The sequence below is a fragment of the Priestia abyssalis genome (genome assembly GCF_002019595.1).
Taxonomy (GTDB): Bacteria; Bacillota; Bacilli; order Bacillales; family Bacillaceae_H; genus Bacillus_BA; species Bacillus_BA abyssalis.
Window position 1 is genome coordinate 2194078 of sequence record NZ_KV917369.1, and the last position, 13691, is coordinate 2207768.

The 13691-nt window shown below is 38.7% G+C and carries 21 protein-coding genes; 15 read left to right on the top strand and 6 right to left on the bottom strand.

Going from position 1 to position 13691, the window contains the following annotated elements:
- Positions 1 to 62 precede the first annotated feature (62 nt).
- Positions 63 to 800 (bottom strand): vanadium-dependent haloperoxidase, encoded by a 738-nt coding sequence (locus BK575_RS10060; RefSeq protein WP_139368009.1) that lies wholly within the window; start codon positions 798 to 800, stop codon positions 63 to 65.
- Positions 797 to 952: a hypothetical protein gene (locus tag BK575_RS28485; protein ID WP_169907701.1), complete on the bottom strand. Its 156-nt coding sequence runs from the start codon at positions 950 to 952 to the stop codon at positions 797 to 799. Before BK575_RS28485 ends, BK575_RS10060 begins: the two co-directional genes overlap by 4 nt.
- A 306-nt stretch (positions 953 to 1258) precedes the next feature.
- Here BK575_RS28485 and BK575_RS10065 point away from each other — a divergent pair, with 306 nt between their 5' ends.
- Positions 1259 to 2695 (top strand): amino acid permease, encoded by a 1437-nt coding sequence (locus BK575_RS10065; protein WP_078410250.1) that lies wholly within the window; start codon positions 1259 to 1261, stop codon positions 2693 to 2695.
- Positions 2696 to 2741: 46 nt separating this feature from the next.
- Here the strand turns inward: BK575_RS10065 and BK575_RS29000 are convergent, their stop codons facing one another.
- Entirely contained in the window at positions 2742 to 3317 is a 576-nt protein-coding gene (locus BK575_RS29000; protein WP_235867355.1) for a hypothetical protein, read from the bottom strand.
- 408 nt (positions 3318 to 3725) lie between these two features.
- Here BK575_RS29000 and glnA point away from each other — a divergent pair, with 408 nt between their 5' ends.
- Complete coding sequence (gene glnA, locus BK575_RS10075) at positions 3726 to 5090, top strand: type I glutamate--ammonia ligase (protein ID WP_078410251.1); 1365 nt, start codon at positions 3726 to 3728, stop codon at positions 5088 to 5090.
- Between the two features lie 116 nt (positions 5091 to 5206).
- Here glnA and BK575_RS10080 read toward each other — a convergent pair whose 3' ends face one another.
- Genes BK575_RS10080 through BK575_RS10090 form a run of 3 tightly spaced genes read right to left on the bottom strand, consistent with a single transcriptional unit; the run spans position 5207 to position 7265 of the window.
- Complete coding sequence (locus BK575_RS10080; protein ID WP_078410252.1) at positions 5207 to 6361, bottom strand: site-specific integrase; 1155 nt, start codon at positions 6359 to 6361, stop codon at positions 5207 to 5209.
- The gene (locus tag BK575_RS10085; protein WP_078410253.1) at positions 6339 to 6791 is read right to left on the bottom strand and encodes an ImmA/IrrE family metallo-endopeptidase; all 453 of its coding nucleotides are present in this window, start codon (positions 6789 to 6791) and stop codon (positions 6339 to 6341) included. The genes BK575_RS10080 and BK575_RS10085 overlap by 23 nt, the downstream gene beginning before the upstream one ends.
- 15 nt (positions 6792 to 6806) lie before the next feature.
- On the bottom strand, positions 6807 to 7265 hold the full coding sequence (locus tag BK575_RS10090; RefSeq protein ID WP_235867356.1) for a helix-turn-helix domain-containing protein: 459 nt from the start codon (positions 7263 to 7265) through the stop codon (positions 6807 to 6809).
- Between the two features lie 204 nt (positions 7266 to 7469).
- Here BK575_RS10090 and BK575_RS10095 point away from each other — a divergent pair, with 204 nt between their 5' ends.
- The 13 genes from BK575_RS10095 (at position 7470) to BK575_RS28490 (ending at position 13691) form a co-directional block, all read left to right on the top strand.
- The gene (locus BK575_RS10095; RefSeq protein ID WP_078410255.1) at positions 7470 to 7703 is read left to right on the top strand and encodes a DNA-binding protein; all 234 of its coding nucleotides are present in this window, start codon (positions 7470 to 7472) and stop codon (positions 7701 to 7703) included.
- Positions 7700 to 7969, top strand: coding sequence for a hypothetical protein (locus tag BK575_RS10100; protein WP_078410256.1), 270 nt, complete (start codon positions 7700 to 7702; stop codon positions 7967 to 7969). The genes BK575_RS10095 and BK575_RS10100 overlap by 4 nt, the downstream gene beginning before the upstream one ends.
- 69 nt (positions 7970 to 8038) lie before the next feature.
- Positions 8039 to 8392 (top strand): hypothetical protein, encoded by a 354-nt coding sequence (locus BK575_RS10105; RefSeq protein WP_078410257.1) that lies wholly within the window; start codon positions 8039 to 8041, stop codon positions 8390 to 8392.
- Positions 8371 to 8493 (top strand): hypothetical protein, encoded by a 123-nt coding sequence (locus BK575_RS29330; protein ID WP_268877712.1) that lies wholly within the window; start codon positions 8371 to 8373, stop codon positions 8491 to 8493. Before BK575_RS10105 ends, BK575_RS29330 begins: the two co-directional genes overlap by 22 nt.
- A 2-nt stretch (positions 8494 to 8495) precedes the next feature.
- Positions 8496 to 8717, top strand: coding sequence for a YqaI family protein (locus BK575_RS10110; RefSeq protein ID WP_078410258.1), 222 nt, complete (start codon positions 8496 to 8498; stop codon positions 8715 to 8717).
- 103 nt (positions 8718 to 8820) lie between these two features.
- Positions 8821 to 9765 carry a YqaJ viral recombinase family nuclease gene (locus tag BK575_RS10115; protein ID WP_078410259.1) on the top strand — a complete coding sequence of 315 codons (945 nt, stop codon included), beginning with the start codon at positions 8821 to 8823 and terminating at the stop codon, positions 9763 to 9765.
- Between the two features lie 11 nt (positions 9766 to 9776).
- Positions 9777 to 10595 (top strand): recombinase RecT, encoded by an 819-nt coding sequence (locus BK575_RS10120; protein ID WP_078410260.1) that lies wholly within the window; start codon positions 9777 to 9779, stop codon positions 10593 to 10595.
- A 179-nt stretch (positions 10596 to 10774) separates the two neighbouring features.
- Positions 10775 to 11527, top strand: coding sequence for a replication protein (locus tag BK575_RS10125; protein WP_169907703.1), 753 nt, complete (start codon positions 10775 to 10777; stop codon positions 11525 to 11527).
- A gap of 5 nt (positions 11528 to 11532) precedes the next feature.
- A complete protein-coding gene (locus BK575_RS10130; protein ID WP_078410262.1) occupies positions 11533 to 11817 on the top strand; it encodes a replicative helicase loader/inhibitor in 285 nt (94 codons plus the stop codon).
- Positions 11795 to 13150, top strand: a complete 1356-nt coding sequence (gene dnaB / locus BK575_RS10135; RefSeq protein ID WP_078410263.1) for a replicative DNA helicase — start codon at positions 11795 to 11797, stop codon at positions 13148 to 13150. Before BK575_RS10130 ends, dnaB begins: the two co-directional genes overlap by 23 nt.
- Positions 13125 to 13307 carry a Fur-regulated basic protein FbpA gene (gene fbpA / locus BK575_RS10140; RefSeq protein WP_139368010.1) on the top strand — a complete coding sequence of 61 codons (183 nt, stop codon included), beginning with the start codon at positions 13125 to 13127 and terminating at the stop codon, positions 13305 to 13307. The genes dnaB and fbpA overlap by 26 nt, the downstream gene beginning before the upstream one ends.
- Positions 13300 to 13518, top strand: coding sequence for a hypothetical protein (locus tag BK575_RS10145; RefSeq protein WP_078410265.1), 219 nt, complete (start codon positions 13300 to 13302; stop codon positions 13516 to 13518). Before fbpA ends, BK575_RS10145 begins: the two co-directional genes overlap by 8 nt.
- Positions 13515 to 13691: a hypothetical protein gene (locus BK575_RS28490; protein ID WP_169907705.1), complete on the top strand. Its 177-nt coding sequence runs from the start codon at positions 13515 to 13517 to the stop codon at positions 13689 to 13691. Before BK575_RS10145 ends, BK575_RS28490 begins: the two co-directional genes overlap by 4 nt.

Below are 13691 nucleotides of genomic sequence, written 5' to 3' on the forward strand. Positions count from 1 at the left end.
AGATAATGGGTAAATGAGTTGCACCCCAATTGTTAGGCACTAACAATTGGGGTGCAGCTTTTTTATTCCTCGTCGACCCCATGCGGTTTCTCGTCATCTTGAGCAGATAGTAAAGCTGGTTCACTTTTTACCCGTGATTGGCATTTTGTCTGGAAGTCAAAGGGAATCACTTGTTCATATGGAGGAGGCATTAACTCGGCGTGAAGGTTGTTTGAATACGGAGTGTCGATTACGCCATGCTTACTGTTCTTTTGCTTCTTTAGTTGTTTAATGATCAATTTTGCTATTTGTCTCCCCAGCTCAAGTCCTTCGGTATTATCACTTGGAAAATGGACACCGGCATATAAACGGGAGTCGGCACATTCTTCGGCAAGTTTGCGCAGTTGCTGCTTTTCGGCTGGAAAGAAATAGCTTAACATCTCTTCGCAGCAGCCCGCCACTGTTCCGTGTCCTGCCGGATAAGAAGGATGGCGCGGGGTGCATACGATCGTTTCTAAATCAGCATCGAGCTGATTGGGACGGGCGACCATCCATTTGAACTTGTAATACCATGTGATGACCAGCGTATCATTTATAGCAGCGTGAATACATGCTAAAATCCGCGCTGCTTTTGCTGCGGGGACGCCATATGTGTCAATGAGTCGGTCAATAATGGGTGTAAATTGTTTCGTGGGTGCTCCAGTTCCCCAATATTTCGCGATTTGCGTTTCAGACGGAGTAATCTTTGTTAAGGTTTGCTGAACGACCTCAAGTTCCTTATTCCAATCGATTTTTTTAGGGTGACGAATCGTTAAAGTCACTTTTTTTCATCAAGGGTCATTAATTTTCCGTCTTTACGCAGTTTGAAGAAAAATAGATTCCACGAGTTTGCTAGTGGTTCCTCTGGATTTGAGGGAGGAGACGATTCGCCTGCATAAGGCAGTTTTGTCCATCGTTGATAATCTTTCTTCATTTTTTTCTCTCCATTGTATATAAGATTTTCTTCTATAGTATGCAAGCCGTTTCTTCGTGGAGCGGTGAAAAAGCCCCGATTTTTATGGAAGATATTACGATTTAAAAATTTGGCGTTTCCCTGCCAAAAAATTTGGCGAAATGCCTATTTATTTGGCAGATTTGTTCAAAGAATGTTAACATTTCAAGTTTTTGAATCTGGCATAAAACTTGCATAAATGTTTAGTGTAGAAAGAATCATCTGAAAAGTATATTCATTTTCTTTGTGTAAGCGCATTCTTGTTTTTGTCAGAAAAGGAGAGATTCAATGAACATCGAACAGCATCAAACGCATGAATTAAAGCGAACGATGAAATCAAGGCATTTATTCATGATTTCATTAGGGGGAGTTATTGGAACTGGATTTTTTCTCGGATCAGGCTATACCATTAACGAAGCGGGTCCTATTGGTGCCATTATTGCCTATTTAGTAGGCGGGTTTATTATGTATTTAACGATGCTGTGTTTAGGAGAGCTTTCGGTGGCGATGCCGGTATCTGGTTCCTTTCAAACGTATACGACGAAGTTTATCGGTCCTGCGACCGGTTTTGCTATCGGATGGCTTTATTGGCTCGGATGGGCAGTGACGGTAGCGCTAGAGTTTTTAGCTGCAGGGCAATTGATGCAAAGGTGGTTTCCGGATTCGCCGATTTGGATGTGGTGTGCGCTGTTTGCTTCGCTGTTGTTTTTGTTAAATGCTTTATCGGCTAAAGCATTCGGTGAGGCGGAATTTTGGTTTTCGAGCATTAAAGTTGTGGCTATTATTATGTTCATCATTCTTGGCGGTGCGGCAATGTTTGGATTAATCGACATGAAAGACGGGCAAGAAGCACCGTTTTTCTCCAATTTCTTTTCTGAAGGTCTTTTTCCGAATGGAATCACCGCGCTGTTGATTACGATGATTACTGTTAACTTTTCCTTCCAAGGAACGGAGTTGATAGGGATCGCTGCAGGAGAAAGTGAGAATCCGGAAAAAACGATTCCGCGTTCTATTAAACAAACGGTTTGGCGTACGCTTGTCTTTTTCGTATTATCCGTGGCGATTGTGGCAGCAATGATTCCGATGGAAAAAGCGGGAGTGGTGGAGAGCCCGTTTGTAGTTGTGTTAGACAGTATTGGTGTTCCATATGCTGCTGATATTATGAATTTTATTATTTTAACGGCACTCTTGTCTGTTGGAAACTCCGGACTTTATGCAGCGACACGTATGCTTTACTCTCTTTCAAAAGAAGGAATGGCATCGAAAAAGCTTGGAGAAGTGAATCATCGCGGCGTTCCGATGAACGCATTGCTTTTGACATTGGGCATTGCTTTGTTATCGCTTCTTTCAAGTGTTGTTGCTGCCGAAACCGTATTTGTATGGCTTCTGTCGGTAGCGGGACTTGGAGCGCAAGTCGGATGGATTGCCATTACAGCTTCACAGCTTGCATTCAGAAGAAAATACATCCGTCAAGGTGGAAGGGTGGAAGATTTGAAGTTTAAAACACCGTTGTATCCGTTCCTTCCTGGATTAGCTTTAACATTAAACAGCGTTGTATTAATTAGCTTGGCTTTTGATGCAGAACAACGCATGGCACTATATTGCGGTATCCCGTTCATGCTTGCTTGTTACGCTATCTATCATTTTAGAATCAAAAAAAACCAAAAGCTTGATATTCAAGAACAGGAAGTACAATTAAATTCCGATAAAAAGATGGTCATCTAAAGAAAGGTCAGCCTGCTTGAAAGGCTGACCTTTTTGTATGTTCACATCAACCTCCAAATCCACCCGGAGATCCGCTGCCGATGCCAGATTTGTAAGAGCTGGAGCTGCTAGATTGGTAGCTGTCCATAGATGATTGATAGTTGGGGTTGCTCATTAAGGCGTGTTGGTTTGCATAATAATGTCCGCCGTAAAAATAATGATTTGCATATGAAGAGTCCATATCTTCGCAATAATAAGCCTCTGTTTCCTGATCCCATTCCCAGTAAGAACAATCCGAGTCCGTTGGAGGGTCGGTTAATGTTTCTTCCATATACATATCGTTTTCTGTTTGTTCTATCTCTTCATACTCTATCTCGAAGCTTTCGTTATCATCCACTTCTGTTTCTATATCTATTGGAAAGGATTCCTCAATGGCTGGGGGATGGGTGGTTTCATTTTCTTCAAAAAGGTGGCTTTCCGTTTGTTCGTATGATGTATTGGATTCAAATGTCATCTCAGCCTCGAATGAAGGTTTTTCTAAATTATACTCATCTGGCATGGTTGAATTGGAGTTGCATCCGGCCATGCTGCCTGCGACCAGTGCGGTCAAGACTCCGCTCATCATTTTATTTGTTTTTTTCATTTCCGTTTCTCCTTATCTGAAAGCTGATAATAAGATATACGTTTTATTTTGGAAATGGTTTCAAATAATGGGGGTTTTATATGATATATCTTCATTGCTAAAAAGTACGTATTTTCGTGATCAAGTAAATTTTCAATCGCTTAACTGGATAAAAATGAATGCAATGACAAGTAATGATAGAGAGAAAAAATAACTTCGGAAGTAAAAGACGAATGATAATCTTTGATAAAAGTCGTTTATTGGTAGGTTATCGTAATTCCCGAACATTGGAAGCGTTTTCTCATTTAATATTATAAATATACAGAAAATTTTAAGAGAAAATAAAGAAAAAGTATTGTCAAATGATAAAACATTCAATATAATAAACACATGTTATAAATTACGACGTTGAATGTGAGGTTATCTAACATGGGACAAACAATGCTTTCTGAAATGAAAAATGACACAGCGGTTCTTGAGCAAATTAAAGAAACGATTAAAAACAAATGTGTAGAATTAATTCATTTACAATTCGTTGACATCGAAGGAATCTTAAAAAATATCACTGTAACGGTTGAACAGCTAGATGATGTAGTAGAAGGAAAGCAAATGTTTGACGGTTCTTCTATTAAAGGATTCTCTCCAATCAATAAATCGGACCTTTATCTTTTGCCGGATCTAAATACATTTGCTGTACTGCCTTGGACAGTAGAAGAGGGATATGCTGAAGCTCGTTTCCTTTGCTCTGTAGCAAACCCGGACGGAACGTTATTTGAAGGTGATACTCGTAACGTATTAAAGAAAACGGTTGATCGTGCTGCAGAACACGGCTACACAATCTCTGTCGGACCAGAATTAGAATTCTTCCTTTTCAAAGCTGATGAGAATGGAAATCCGACAATGGAACTTGGCGATAACGCAGGTTATTTTGCTCCATCTCCAAAGGACCTTGGCGAGCGCGTTCGTTTAGAAATTTACCGTGCATTAAAAGCGATGGGCTTTACAATTGAAGCATCTCACCATGAAGTGGCTGAAGGTCAACATGAACTTAGCTTCAAATATGCAGACGCTTTAGGTGCAGCGGACAAAGCTACTACTTACAAGTGGGTAGTTAAAACAATTGCAAGCCAATACGGTTTACATGCGACATTCATGCCAAAACCAGTATTCGGCATTAACGGTTCTGGAATGCATGTGAATATGTCTTTCTTCAAAGACGGCGAGAATGCATTCTTTGATCCAACAGATGAGCTTCAACTTTCTGAAGCAGCGTATCAGTTTATTGGTGGTTTAATTGAAAACGTGAAAGGTTTTGCGGCGGTTACGAATCCACTTGTAAACTCTTACAAGCGTTTAGTACCTGGCTATGAGGCTCCTTGCTATATCGCATGGTCTGCATCAAACCGTTCTGCATTGATTCGTATTCCTGCGAAGAAAGGAATGGCAACTCGTGTTGAGCTTCGTTGTCCAGATCCATCTTCTAACCCTTATTTAACATTTGCAGTAATCGCATCAGCGGGTCTTGAAGGTATTGAAAAAGGATTGAAGGCACCAGCATCAATCGACGAAGATATTTTCCATATGTCTGAAGAGCGCCGTGCAGAGCTTGGTATTGAAAATCTTCCAGGCAGCTTGGAAGCAGCTGTAAACGAATTGAAAGACAGCGAATTAGCACGTAACACATTAGGCGATCACGTATTCGGCGAATATGTCGACATGAAAAAAGCAGAGTGGGACAGCTATCGTACAGCGGTTCATACGTGGGAATTAGTAAACTATCAAAATAAATTCTAATCATTCAAAGCCTTGGTACCTCTGGTATCGGGGCTTTTTTTATGTCGGGCGATCTAAATAGTTTTCCGCCTATTTTTATGGGTGCCCGATTTTCGCCCGATTTTTTTACAAAAAAATTATTCAAGTACGTTTTTCATGTAATCTTCAAATTTGTTCATTGTGCTTTCTTCAATCTTTTTACTAATATGTGAATAAACATCAGAAGTAATTTGAATGCTGCCATGGCCTAATCGTTCTTGTATATATTTCATGTCTGCTCCAGCCTCTAAGAGTAAAACTGCATGGGTATGTCTCAAAGAATGAATAGGTAGAGAAGGTAATTCACATTTCTTTAAAATTCGAGAAAAAGCATTAAAAAGACTTGTTTTAGGCATGTAATTACCATCATTACGACATAAAACTAAATTTAAATCGTGACGATAATTCTCTTTAAGGGAAAGTTTATTTTGATTTTGATATTTTTTGTGAAAATGTAAGTCATTAGCTAGGGATTGACTTATTGTAATCTTTCTCACAGAATTAGATGTTTTTGTTCCAATAAACATTTCTTTTGGATCTTTGGCAGCTGCTTGAAAGTCTAAAGATTTATTAATGTTTATCATTTTGTTTTTTAAGTCGATATCCGTCCATTGAAGAGCAGCGGCTTCACCTTTTCGCATTCCTGTCTCAATTAGAACTTTAAAGAAAATCCAATAAATGTATCCATATTGATATGCTTCTTTTAAAAAATTTGATATATATTCGGATTCAATAAATTGTATTTCTCTTTTGTTCTTTTCTCCTCTAATTTCTACACCATTACATGGATTTTTAGAAATCTTTCCAAGTGTTACAGCCTTTTCGAGTGCATTGTGCATTGTACTGTGTACAATCTTGACAGTTTCTCGACTAAATCGTTCCCCAAGATGATTAATAAATTTTTGGTATAATACTGGCTTAACATCTTTCAGAAGAATGTCTTGAAAATAGGGGAGTATTCGAGTTCTAATATTCAGTTCGTGCTTATCGAAAGTACCTTTTGCAACTGTACCTTTTTTGTATTCTTTTAGCCATGTATCTAACCACGTTTTTAATGATTCGTCTGTTTCAAGTATACCTTCTCGTAATTTACGTTCCATTTCCTCGGCTGCTAATTTTGCTTCCGGTTTACTGGTGAATCCCTTCTTCGATTTTTCCCTTGTTTTTCGTGTTATAGGGTCCTGGTAATATATTCGATATTCCCAAAAATCTTTATTAGATCCCTTTTTTTTATATTTGTGAAAGGTTGCCATAAATTATTCTCCTTTCAAATTGTTTTAAGATGAATTCTTCTGGAATCCCGTATAATTCTACAGCATCACGTAGACTTAGTTGGTCATTGAAGAAATGTTCTGAAAATAACAGGTGTACTGCAAATAAATTCGCTTCAACTTCAATCCTATCAGTTGAAAATAGGGTATTTCTCTTCAAAAAAGGTGTATTTGCGTCAGGATGAAAAATAGCATGGCCTAATTCATGAGCACAAATAAACATTTTTTGATAGTCTGTGGCTTTTTCGTTAATGTGGATAATTTTAACTCTGCAGAATTGATTAAAATAGCCAAACACTTTTCCTAAATCTTCGTATACTATTTCGATATCCAAGTGTTTGGCTATTTTAAAAGGGCAGTTGGTACCATATTTGTTAATAAGTTCTTCAATTTTTTCAAGAACCGACTCCATCAATATAACCTCTCTCTATTTACGATATTTTTTTGGAGTGAATTTTTCTTTGGCTAATCTTTTTGCTAACCTTAAAGAATTCTCGAGACTTGCTATTAAAAGTTCTTTGTCCTCTTCATCCATGTCATCTAAAGTTCCCCCATCAAAAGCAGCATATCCGCTATTATTGGATAAACCATCGATCATTTTTTGAAGTTCTTTTTGGATAGATTTTTCATCCTTTTGATTTAGTTCCGGAAGTGAATCTACGTTTTTATCTAATTTTTCCCCTTCAGCCATTTTTTCTAATTCTTCAGTAGTGATTCCTAGTCCTTTACATACTTTAATTACATTATCTACAGAGGCATTTCCAACACCCCTCTGTAACATTGATCTTAAAGTCGTAGGTGGCAATCCGATTTTTTCAGCAAAAGCTTTCTTACTTAATCCTGTCTCAGTTATTAAACTTTCTATCACTTCAGTTCTTTTATCCACTTTGCTAATTCTCCTTTTATTGCCATTATATACGAAATATCGTTCATGACATAATAATAAACTATGAAATTGAGTATGTAAAGAAAATAAGGACGAAATTTCGTTTTTTAGGTCAGTTTTTTAGTTGACATCAAACGAAATTGCGTTTATATTTTTAGATATCACAAGAACGAAATTGCGTTCTTTTGGGAGGTGCTAAATAAAATGCACAGAAATTTACGCGCTGAAATGGCAAGAGAAGGCATCACGTGTGTTGATATTGCAGACTTTTTAAATCTTCGGTATGCAACAGTCAACGACAAAGTAAATGGTAAATATCGCTTTTACTATGACGAGGCCTTGAGAATCAAAGATCATTTTTTTCCTGATCGAAGTCTTGAATATCTATTCGAGGAAGATAACCAACAATTTAAAAAAAAGGGGAGTAGGATTTCGTGATTGCAGTACAACTGGATGAAAAGGAAATTGAAAAAATATTTATCGAAGAGTTGCAAAAACGTCTCCAACACATTGAGAGACGACGCACTCTTTGGGATATGAAAGAACTCTGTCGTCAAACATGCATGAGTGAAAATACCATAAAAGAAAAATTCTTTTATGATAAACGATTTCCGAAATACAAAATCGGTGGAAAATGGTACTTTCCAGCAGCTGATGCAGAAGCATTTCTACTAATGTGGATTAGGGAACAGAATACACATTGATCATTTTTTGCCGAATATCGCGAAAAATGCTGAAGAATTTAGTCGGAATTAAGGGGAGAGTGAGGGAAAATGAAGCAGCGTTTACTCTTCAACATGGCGGAACGCGGCGTGATTTTAACAGCTATGAAAAGCTACATACGAAACGTGAAGGGGCCTTACAAGCCATTGTTTGAAATGACTCTTAACAAAGTGCAACAAGCTCAATTTCCGTCTTTAGACGGGATGGAAATGATTTGTATAGTGACGGCCCTGACGTGGCGTTCTGGTGTGTTTATGGAGATGAGGAAGCGTACAGAACAATTACTATATTTGGACCTTGCCAATCGCATTGATGAAATTCGATATGAATTCCAGTATCAAAATGCTCCAGTAATTATAAAAGCCGAAAGGGTGGGTGTTCCATGTACGTCTATGAGTGTGTAACGTGTGACTTTTTACAAATGGACGTCGAAGTCATTCCTAAATTAAAGTGTGACTGCGACTATTTGGTTGACCATCAAGAAATTGAGGGAGGTGATGAATAAAAATGCCAGTTGAAAATCCAATGGTTTTGGGTGACCAACCTGAGCCTAAGCATTGGGGAGTTGATTCGGTAGGTAATGAGATTTTTGAAGGTGATGAACTGATCAAAATCGATGAAGAAATCATTTTAGCAGAAGTTTTAAGTGAATCAGCCTGTGAGTTTTTAATAGGTATTCTCGGGGCTGAGGTTATCATTGTGGGTTCAGATAAGGAAGCAGAATGGTAGGCTCCTGTTGGCGCAGGAGCCTACCACAAAGGTGATTCATGTAAACCAAATTCAAATTCATTTTACATAAATCGCCTCTATTAATCAATTGGAGAGTGAATATATGCAATCCTCAATATTTACTTCAACGGCTGAAATGAGTCGTGAGGAATGGCTGAAAGCCCGTACCAAAGGAATTGGCGGTTCAGACGCAGCTATTATTCTAGGACTTAATCCATATAAAACAGCTTTTCAGTTATGGCTTGAAAAGACCGGTCAATTTATTCCGGAGGATATTCAGAGTGAAGCAGCATACTGGGGGAACCAAATGGAAGATGTGGTTGCACGGGAGTTTACCCGTCGTACAAATAAGAAAGTTAGACGTTGTAATCGCATCCTTCAGCATCTAGAGCATCCATTTATGCTAGCAAATATTGATCGTGAGGTAGTTGGTGAAAAAGCAGTTCTTGAATGCAAGACAGCAAATGAATTCAAGAAAAAGGAATGGGAAGGTGACGAAATTCCTGCTCCTTATCTTATGCAAGTGCAACACTATCTTGCTGTTACCGGCTATCAACAAGGATATATCGCTGTATTGATGGGTGGTAATCAGTTTGAGTGGAAGCCGGTCAATCGAGATGAAGAGCTTATTCAATACATTATCGAGCAGGAAAAACACTTCTGGGAATACCATGTTATGCAAAATATACCGCCGGCTATTGATGGTTCATCGGCAGCCGAGCAGTTTTTGAAAGAGCGATATAAAGAAACAGTTCCAGAGAAAATGGTAGAGCTAAGAGCAGACTTTAAATCAAAAATCGAAGAATATAACTCGCTAAAAACTACTATTTCTCAACTCGAGCAGCAGAAAAAGACACTTGAGAACGAAATGAAAAATGAACTAAAAGATGCGGAGATTGGCTTTGCAAACGGTTATGAAGTCCTTTGGAAGCCTCGAGCATCGAGTCGGGTAGATAGCAAAATACTGAAAGAAAAATTTCCCGATGTGTATCGACAAGTAGTGAAGCAAAGTATATCACGCTACTTTTCTATAAAACAATTAGACTAGGAGGTCTCTGAATGGCCACAAATCAATCTTTGAAAAATCAATTGCAAAGCAGACAAAGTGCTGGTACTCCGGCACAACAGTCGAATTCGTTAAAAGCTTTATTGTCGAGTCCAACAGTGAAAAAGCGATTCGAGGAAGTTCTTGATAAACGTTCGGCCCAGTTCATGACTAGTATTGTTAACTTGTACAACAGCGAGAAGATGCTTCAAAAATGTGAACCAATGAGTGTCATTTCCTCAGCTATGGTGGCGGCTACTTTGGATTTGCCGGTTGATAAAAATTTAGGATATGCCTGGATTGTTCCTTACAAAAATACAGCTTCATTTCAACTGGGTTATAAAGGATACATCCAGCTGGCATTGCGAACATCACAATATCGTTTTATCAATGTCACTCCAGTACATGAAGGGGAGTTGATGAAGTGGAATCCTCTTACTGAAGAAATTGAAATTGATTTTGATGCTCGTCAATCTGACGTCATTATTGGATACGCTGCTTATTTCGAATTGCTGAACGGTTTCCGCAAAACAGTCTACTGGACAAAAAATCAAGTTGAAAAGCATCGTAAGAAATTCGCTAAATCGGACTTTGGATGGAAAAACGATTACGATGCAATGGCTATGAAGACGGTTCTTAAAGCGATGCTCTCTAAGTGGGGAATTCTCTCCATCGAGATGCAGAAGGCCTATTCAGAGGATGAAGAGCCAAGAGAATTAAAAGACATCACAGAAGAGGCTCAGGAAGTGGACTATATTGAGGCTGAAGTGATTGATGTGCCGGCTGAAGAAAAAGCGAGTGCATTTGATCAAGAGAATTTCCACATTGAATAATGCTTACAGATAAATCTCCATATTCAGTCTTGCTTCCAAAGCAAATCTGGAAAGAAGCAAAGGATGAAGCACATTTAAAACGACTAATCCTGGAATATATGAAACGTTACCCACATTACAGGGTGAAGGCTGTGAAGAACGGTTTTGCAATATGTGAGAGGAAATAGGTGGTGTTGGGCTTGGCTGACGTTCAGCTTGAACATGGATATACGAAAATAGCAAATGAGTTATTAGAGCGAATGGCGCTGACCAAGCTCAGCCCAATTCAATATCGAATTATCTTTGTGATTTGGCGATTTACTTACGGATTCAATAGAAAAGAACATGCTCTTTCTTCAGGATTCTTGAGTAAAGCGACAGAGTATGATGAGAGGCAAATTAGAAGAGAACTTCAAAGGCTTGAACGGAGAAAAATTATCCTTCAAATAGTCTCTCCAGGGAGGTCGAGGACAATCAGCTTTAATAAAAATTATGATGAATGGCTGAATGAGGAAACCCCGGGTAATTCTACCCTGGGTAAAACTCCCCTAAGAACCTCGGGTAAAGTTACCCTAGGAACCCCGGGTAATTCTACCCCCCAAGAAATAAATAAAGAAATAAATAAAGAAGAAGAGGAAGAGAGCTTGAACAATCATGATGCTTTTCAAAAAATTGCAGATAAATTTATTCAACGAAGAGCAAGAGGATTAGTTTTGTCTAAAAAAGATGAAGAGTCTATTAATAGATTGCTAGAAGATGACATTCCTTTAGATAAAATTCTTTTCTTAATCGATACGGTATTTGATGAATATAAATCAAAGCATCGCCTGGACTATATAGCAAAGTTTGAATACGTGGAAAAAGGTGTGCTGGATCGTTATCACAATGAAAAGAAGAAAAGAAGCAACCTTGATGTCTTAGATGAAATTGCAAGCAAGTATGAAACGGAGTGACCTTGATGACAAGTAAGCAAGTGTTGAGCATTCTTCGCTATATCGCTGAAGCTTATCCAAATTTCGAAGTAACGGAGCAACGTGTCGCTATATGGATTGAGCAGCTGAGTTCCGTTGAATATGAGCCGGCATTCGCTAAAGTGAAAAAACATGTGTCGCAATGTAAATTTGCGCCTACCATTGCAGAAGTTTACGTTGAACCAGAAAAATCGCGCATTAATCATGAACACCTAAAAAAAATGCGGAAATTGCGAGGTGAAGCCTACTATGAAGCAAACTTTGGAGGCTAAGTACAGCATTGAAGCTGAATGCACCTTGCTGGGAAGCATTTTTCTTGAACCCAGTATCCTTCAGGAAATTCCATTAAAACCAGAGTATTTCTACGATCCAAGAAACAGTCAAATTTTCAAATGGATGCAGCAGCTTGATGAGAAAAAGAAGCCTATTGATTTTGTGGCCATGGTCGAACTAGCCGGCAATGAAAAGATGGAAAATATCGGCGGTGTTACATACCTCATGAAACTTACCAACGCGGTCCCAACCACGGCAAACTATGAATATTACGCTGACGTCATCATGAAAATGTGGAAACAGAGGGCTGTTCAGAATGTGATGAAGTCCATGGAGGAAGGAACTTCAGCTGGGGAAATTGATATTCAGGCAATTATTCAGCAACTAAATCGAATTGATGTTACAGGCACAAGAGAACAATTTGATTTGACGTCACGATTGGCTAACCTATACGAGCTTCCAGACATTCCGGTCCCTGTTGGACTATCTGGGGTTCCAAGTGGATATAAGGACCTTGATGATATGACGGATGGTTGGCAAGATGAGGATTCAATTATTATCGGAGCTCGTCCGAGTATGGGGAAAACAGCTTTCCTTCTCAATCTTGCTGCCAATGCAGGTTTAAAAGGTGCTATTCCTGTCATCTTTTCCCTTGAAATGAGTGCAGATAGTTTAATTAAACGTATGTTGTCCATGTTGGGTGGAATTGACGGGAACAAGATGAAAAATCCGTACCATTACTTTAATGACGATGATCGTACAAGATGGGTTCAAGCTATCGGGCTACTTTCGAAAGTGAATCCTCAAATTTTCGACAAGCCAGGGCAAACCGTAAATGAAATGCGCGCCCAGGTACGACAAGTGAAAAAAGATTTTCCTGGTCGAAAGCTTCTTATTTTGATTGATTATCTTACACTGATTCGGCCGCAGCATGATCATAGCGGAAATGCTCATTTACAAGTATCAGAGATTTCAGCAGCACTTAAAGCAATGGCCAAGGAGTTTAAAAATCCGGTCATTACGCTGGCCCAATTATCACGTGGCGTTGAAAGTAGAGCGAATAAGCGTCCGATGATGTCTGATCTTCGTGAATCAGGAAGCATTGAACAAGATGCTGACATCATAGCTTTTCTTTATCGAGATGAATATTACAACAAAGATTCAGGTAAGAAAAATGTTTTGGAAGTTGACATTGCCAAACAACGGAACGGACCGACAGGTGTTGTAGAGCTTCTTTATCTGAAAGAACAAAATAAGATTTTGGATTTATCACGGAAAAATGTAATGAACGTTAAGGGGGATGGAAATGGCAGTTCTATATCAAGCAGTTGAAAATCGTAAGAATCATTTAATTAATCAGTTGATGAATTACGGCTATTTTAAAACACCAGAAGGCAAACAGTTGTATGAACTAACGTTAACAGAGCTTGAGCTTACTCATATTGAAGTGAAATGTAAATTCGGGAAAGAAATGAAGCAGTATGAGTAAAAAGAGAAATCCGGTCATTGAAAAGGCAAGACAGGAAGGGTTCCTTGCAGGGCAGAAGGTCGGATTTGAACATGGTAAACACACTGCTTTATATACTTTTGCATCTAAGTTTGAGGGTTTGGAGAAGGTTAAAGGAATCGGCCCAAAGACAATGGAGTTAATTGTTCAGCATTTTGGCAAAGATTATTTTGAATCGGAGGGTAAGAAGTGATCAACATTGAGCCCAAAGAGATTGAAAGAATTATAGACGATTTTGAAACCAAGGCTGATGGAGACAGTGAAACTTTAGAAACAATACCGATTCACGATGTTAGTGAAGCTTACTTTCTTGGAAAAAGACAGGCGTTAAAATATGCAGCTAAAGTTTTAAGGCAGGTGTTATAG

What these genes read in the sequence shown, in the direction of transcription:
- BK575_RS28485 (WP_169907701.1), bottom strand. Translation starts at nt 952, where the DNA reads ATGAAGAAAGATTATCAACGATGGACAAAACTGCCTTATGCAGGCGAA.
- BK575_RS10065 (WP_078410250.1), top strand. Translation starts at nt 1,259, where the DNA reads ATGAACATCGAACAGCATCAAACGCATGAATTAAAGCGAACGATGAAA.
- BK575_RS29000 (WP_235867355.1), bottom strand. Translation starts at nt 3,317, where the DNA reads ATGAAAAAAACAAATAAAATGATGAGCGGAGTCTTGACCGCACTGGTC.
- glnA (WP_078410251.1), top strand. Translation starts at nt 3,726, where the DNA reads ATGGGACAAACAATGCTTTCTGAAATGAAAAATGACACAGCGGTTCTT.
- BK575_RS10080 (WP_078410252.1), bottom strand. Translation starts at nt 6,361, where the DNA reads ATGGCAACCTTTCACAAATATAAAAAAAAGGGATCTAATAAAGATTTT.
- BK575_RS10085 (WP_078410253.1), bottom strand. Translation starts at nt 6,791, where the DNA reads ATGGAGTCGGTTCTTGAAAAAATTGAAGAACTTATTAACAAATATGGT.
- BK575_RS10095 (WP_078410255.1), top strand. Translation starts at nt 7,470, where the DNA reads ATGCACAGAAATTTACGCGCTGAAATGGCAAGAGAAGGCATCACGTGT.
- BK575_RS10105 (WP_078410257.1), top strand. Translation starts at nt 8,039, where the DNA reads ATGAAGCAGCGTTTACTCTTCAACATGGCGGAACGCGGCGTGATTTTA.
- BK575_RS29330 (WP_268877712.1), top strand. Translation starts at nt 8,371, where the DNA reads ATGTACGTCTATGAGTGTGTAACGTGTGACTTTTTACAAATGGACGTC.
- BK575_RS10110 (WP_078410258.1), top strand. Translation starts at nt 8,496, where the DNA reads ATGCCAGTTGAAAATCCAATGGTTTTGGGTGACCAACCTGAGCCTAAG.
- BK575_RS10115 (WP_078410259.1), top strand. Translation starts at nt 8,821, where the DNA reads ATGCAATCCTCAATATTTACTTCAACGGCTGAAATGAGTCGTGAGGAA.
- BK575_RS10120 (WP_078410260.1), top strand. Translation starts at nt 9,777, where the DNA reads ATGGCCACAAATCAATCTTTGAAAAATCAATTGCAAAGCAGACAAAGT.
- BK575_RS10130 (WP_078410262.1), top strand. Translation starts at nt 11,533, where the DNA reads ATGACAAGTAAGCAAGTGTTGAGCATTCTTCGCTATATCGCTGAAGCT.
- dnaB (WP_078410263.1), top strand. Translation starts at nt 11,795, where the DNA reads ATGAAGCAAACTTTGGAGGCTAAGTACAGCATTGAAGCTGAATGCACC.
- fbpA (WP_139368010.1), top strand. Translation starts at nt 13,125, where the DNA reads ATGGCAGTTCTATATCAAGCAGTTGAAAATCGTAAGAATCATTTAATT.
- BK575_RS10145 (WP_078410265.1), top strand. Translation starts at nt 13,300, where the DNA reads ATGAGTAAAAAGAGAAATCCGGTCATTGAAAAGGCAAGACAGGAAGGG.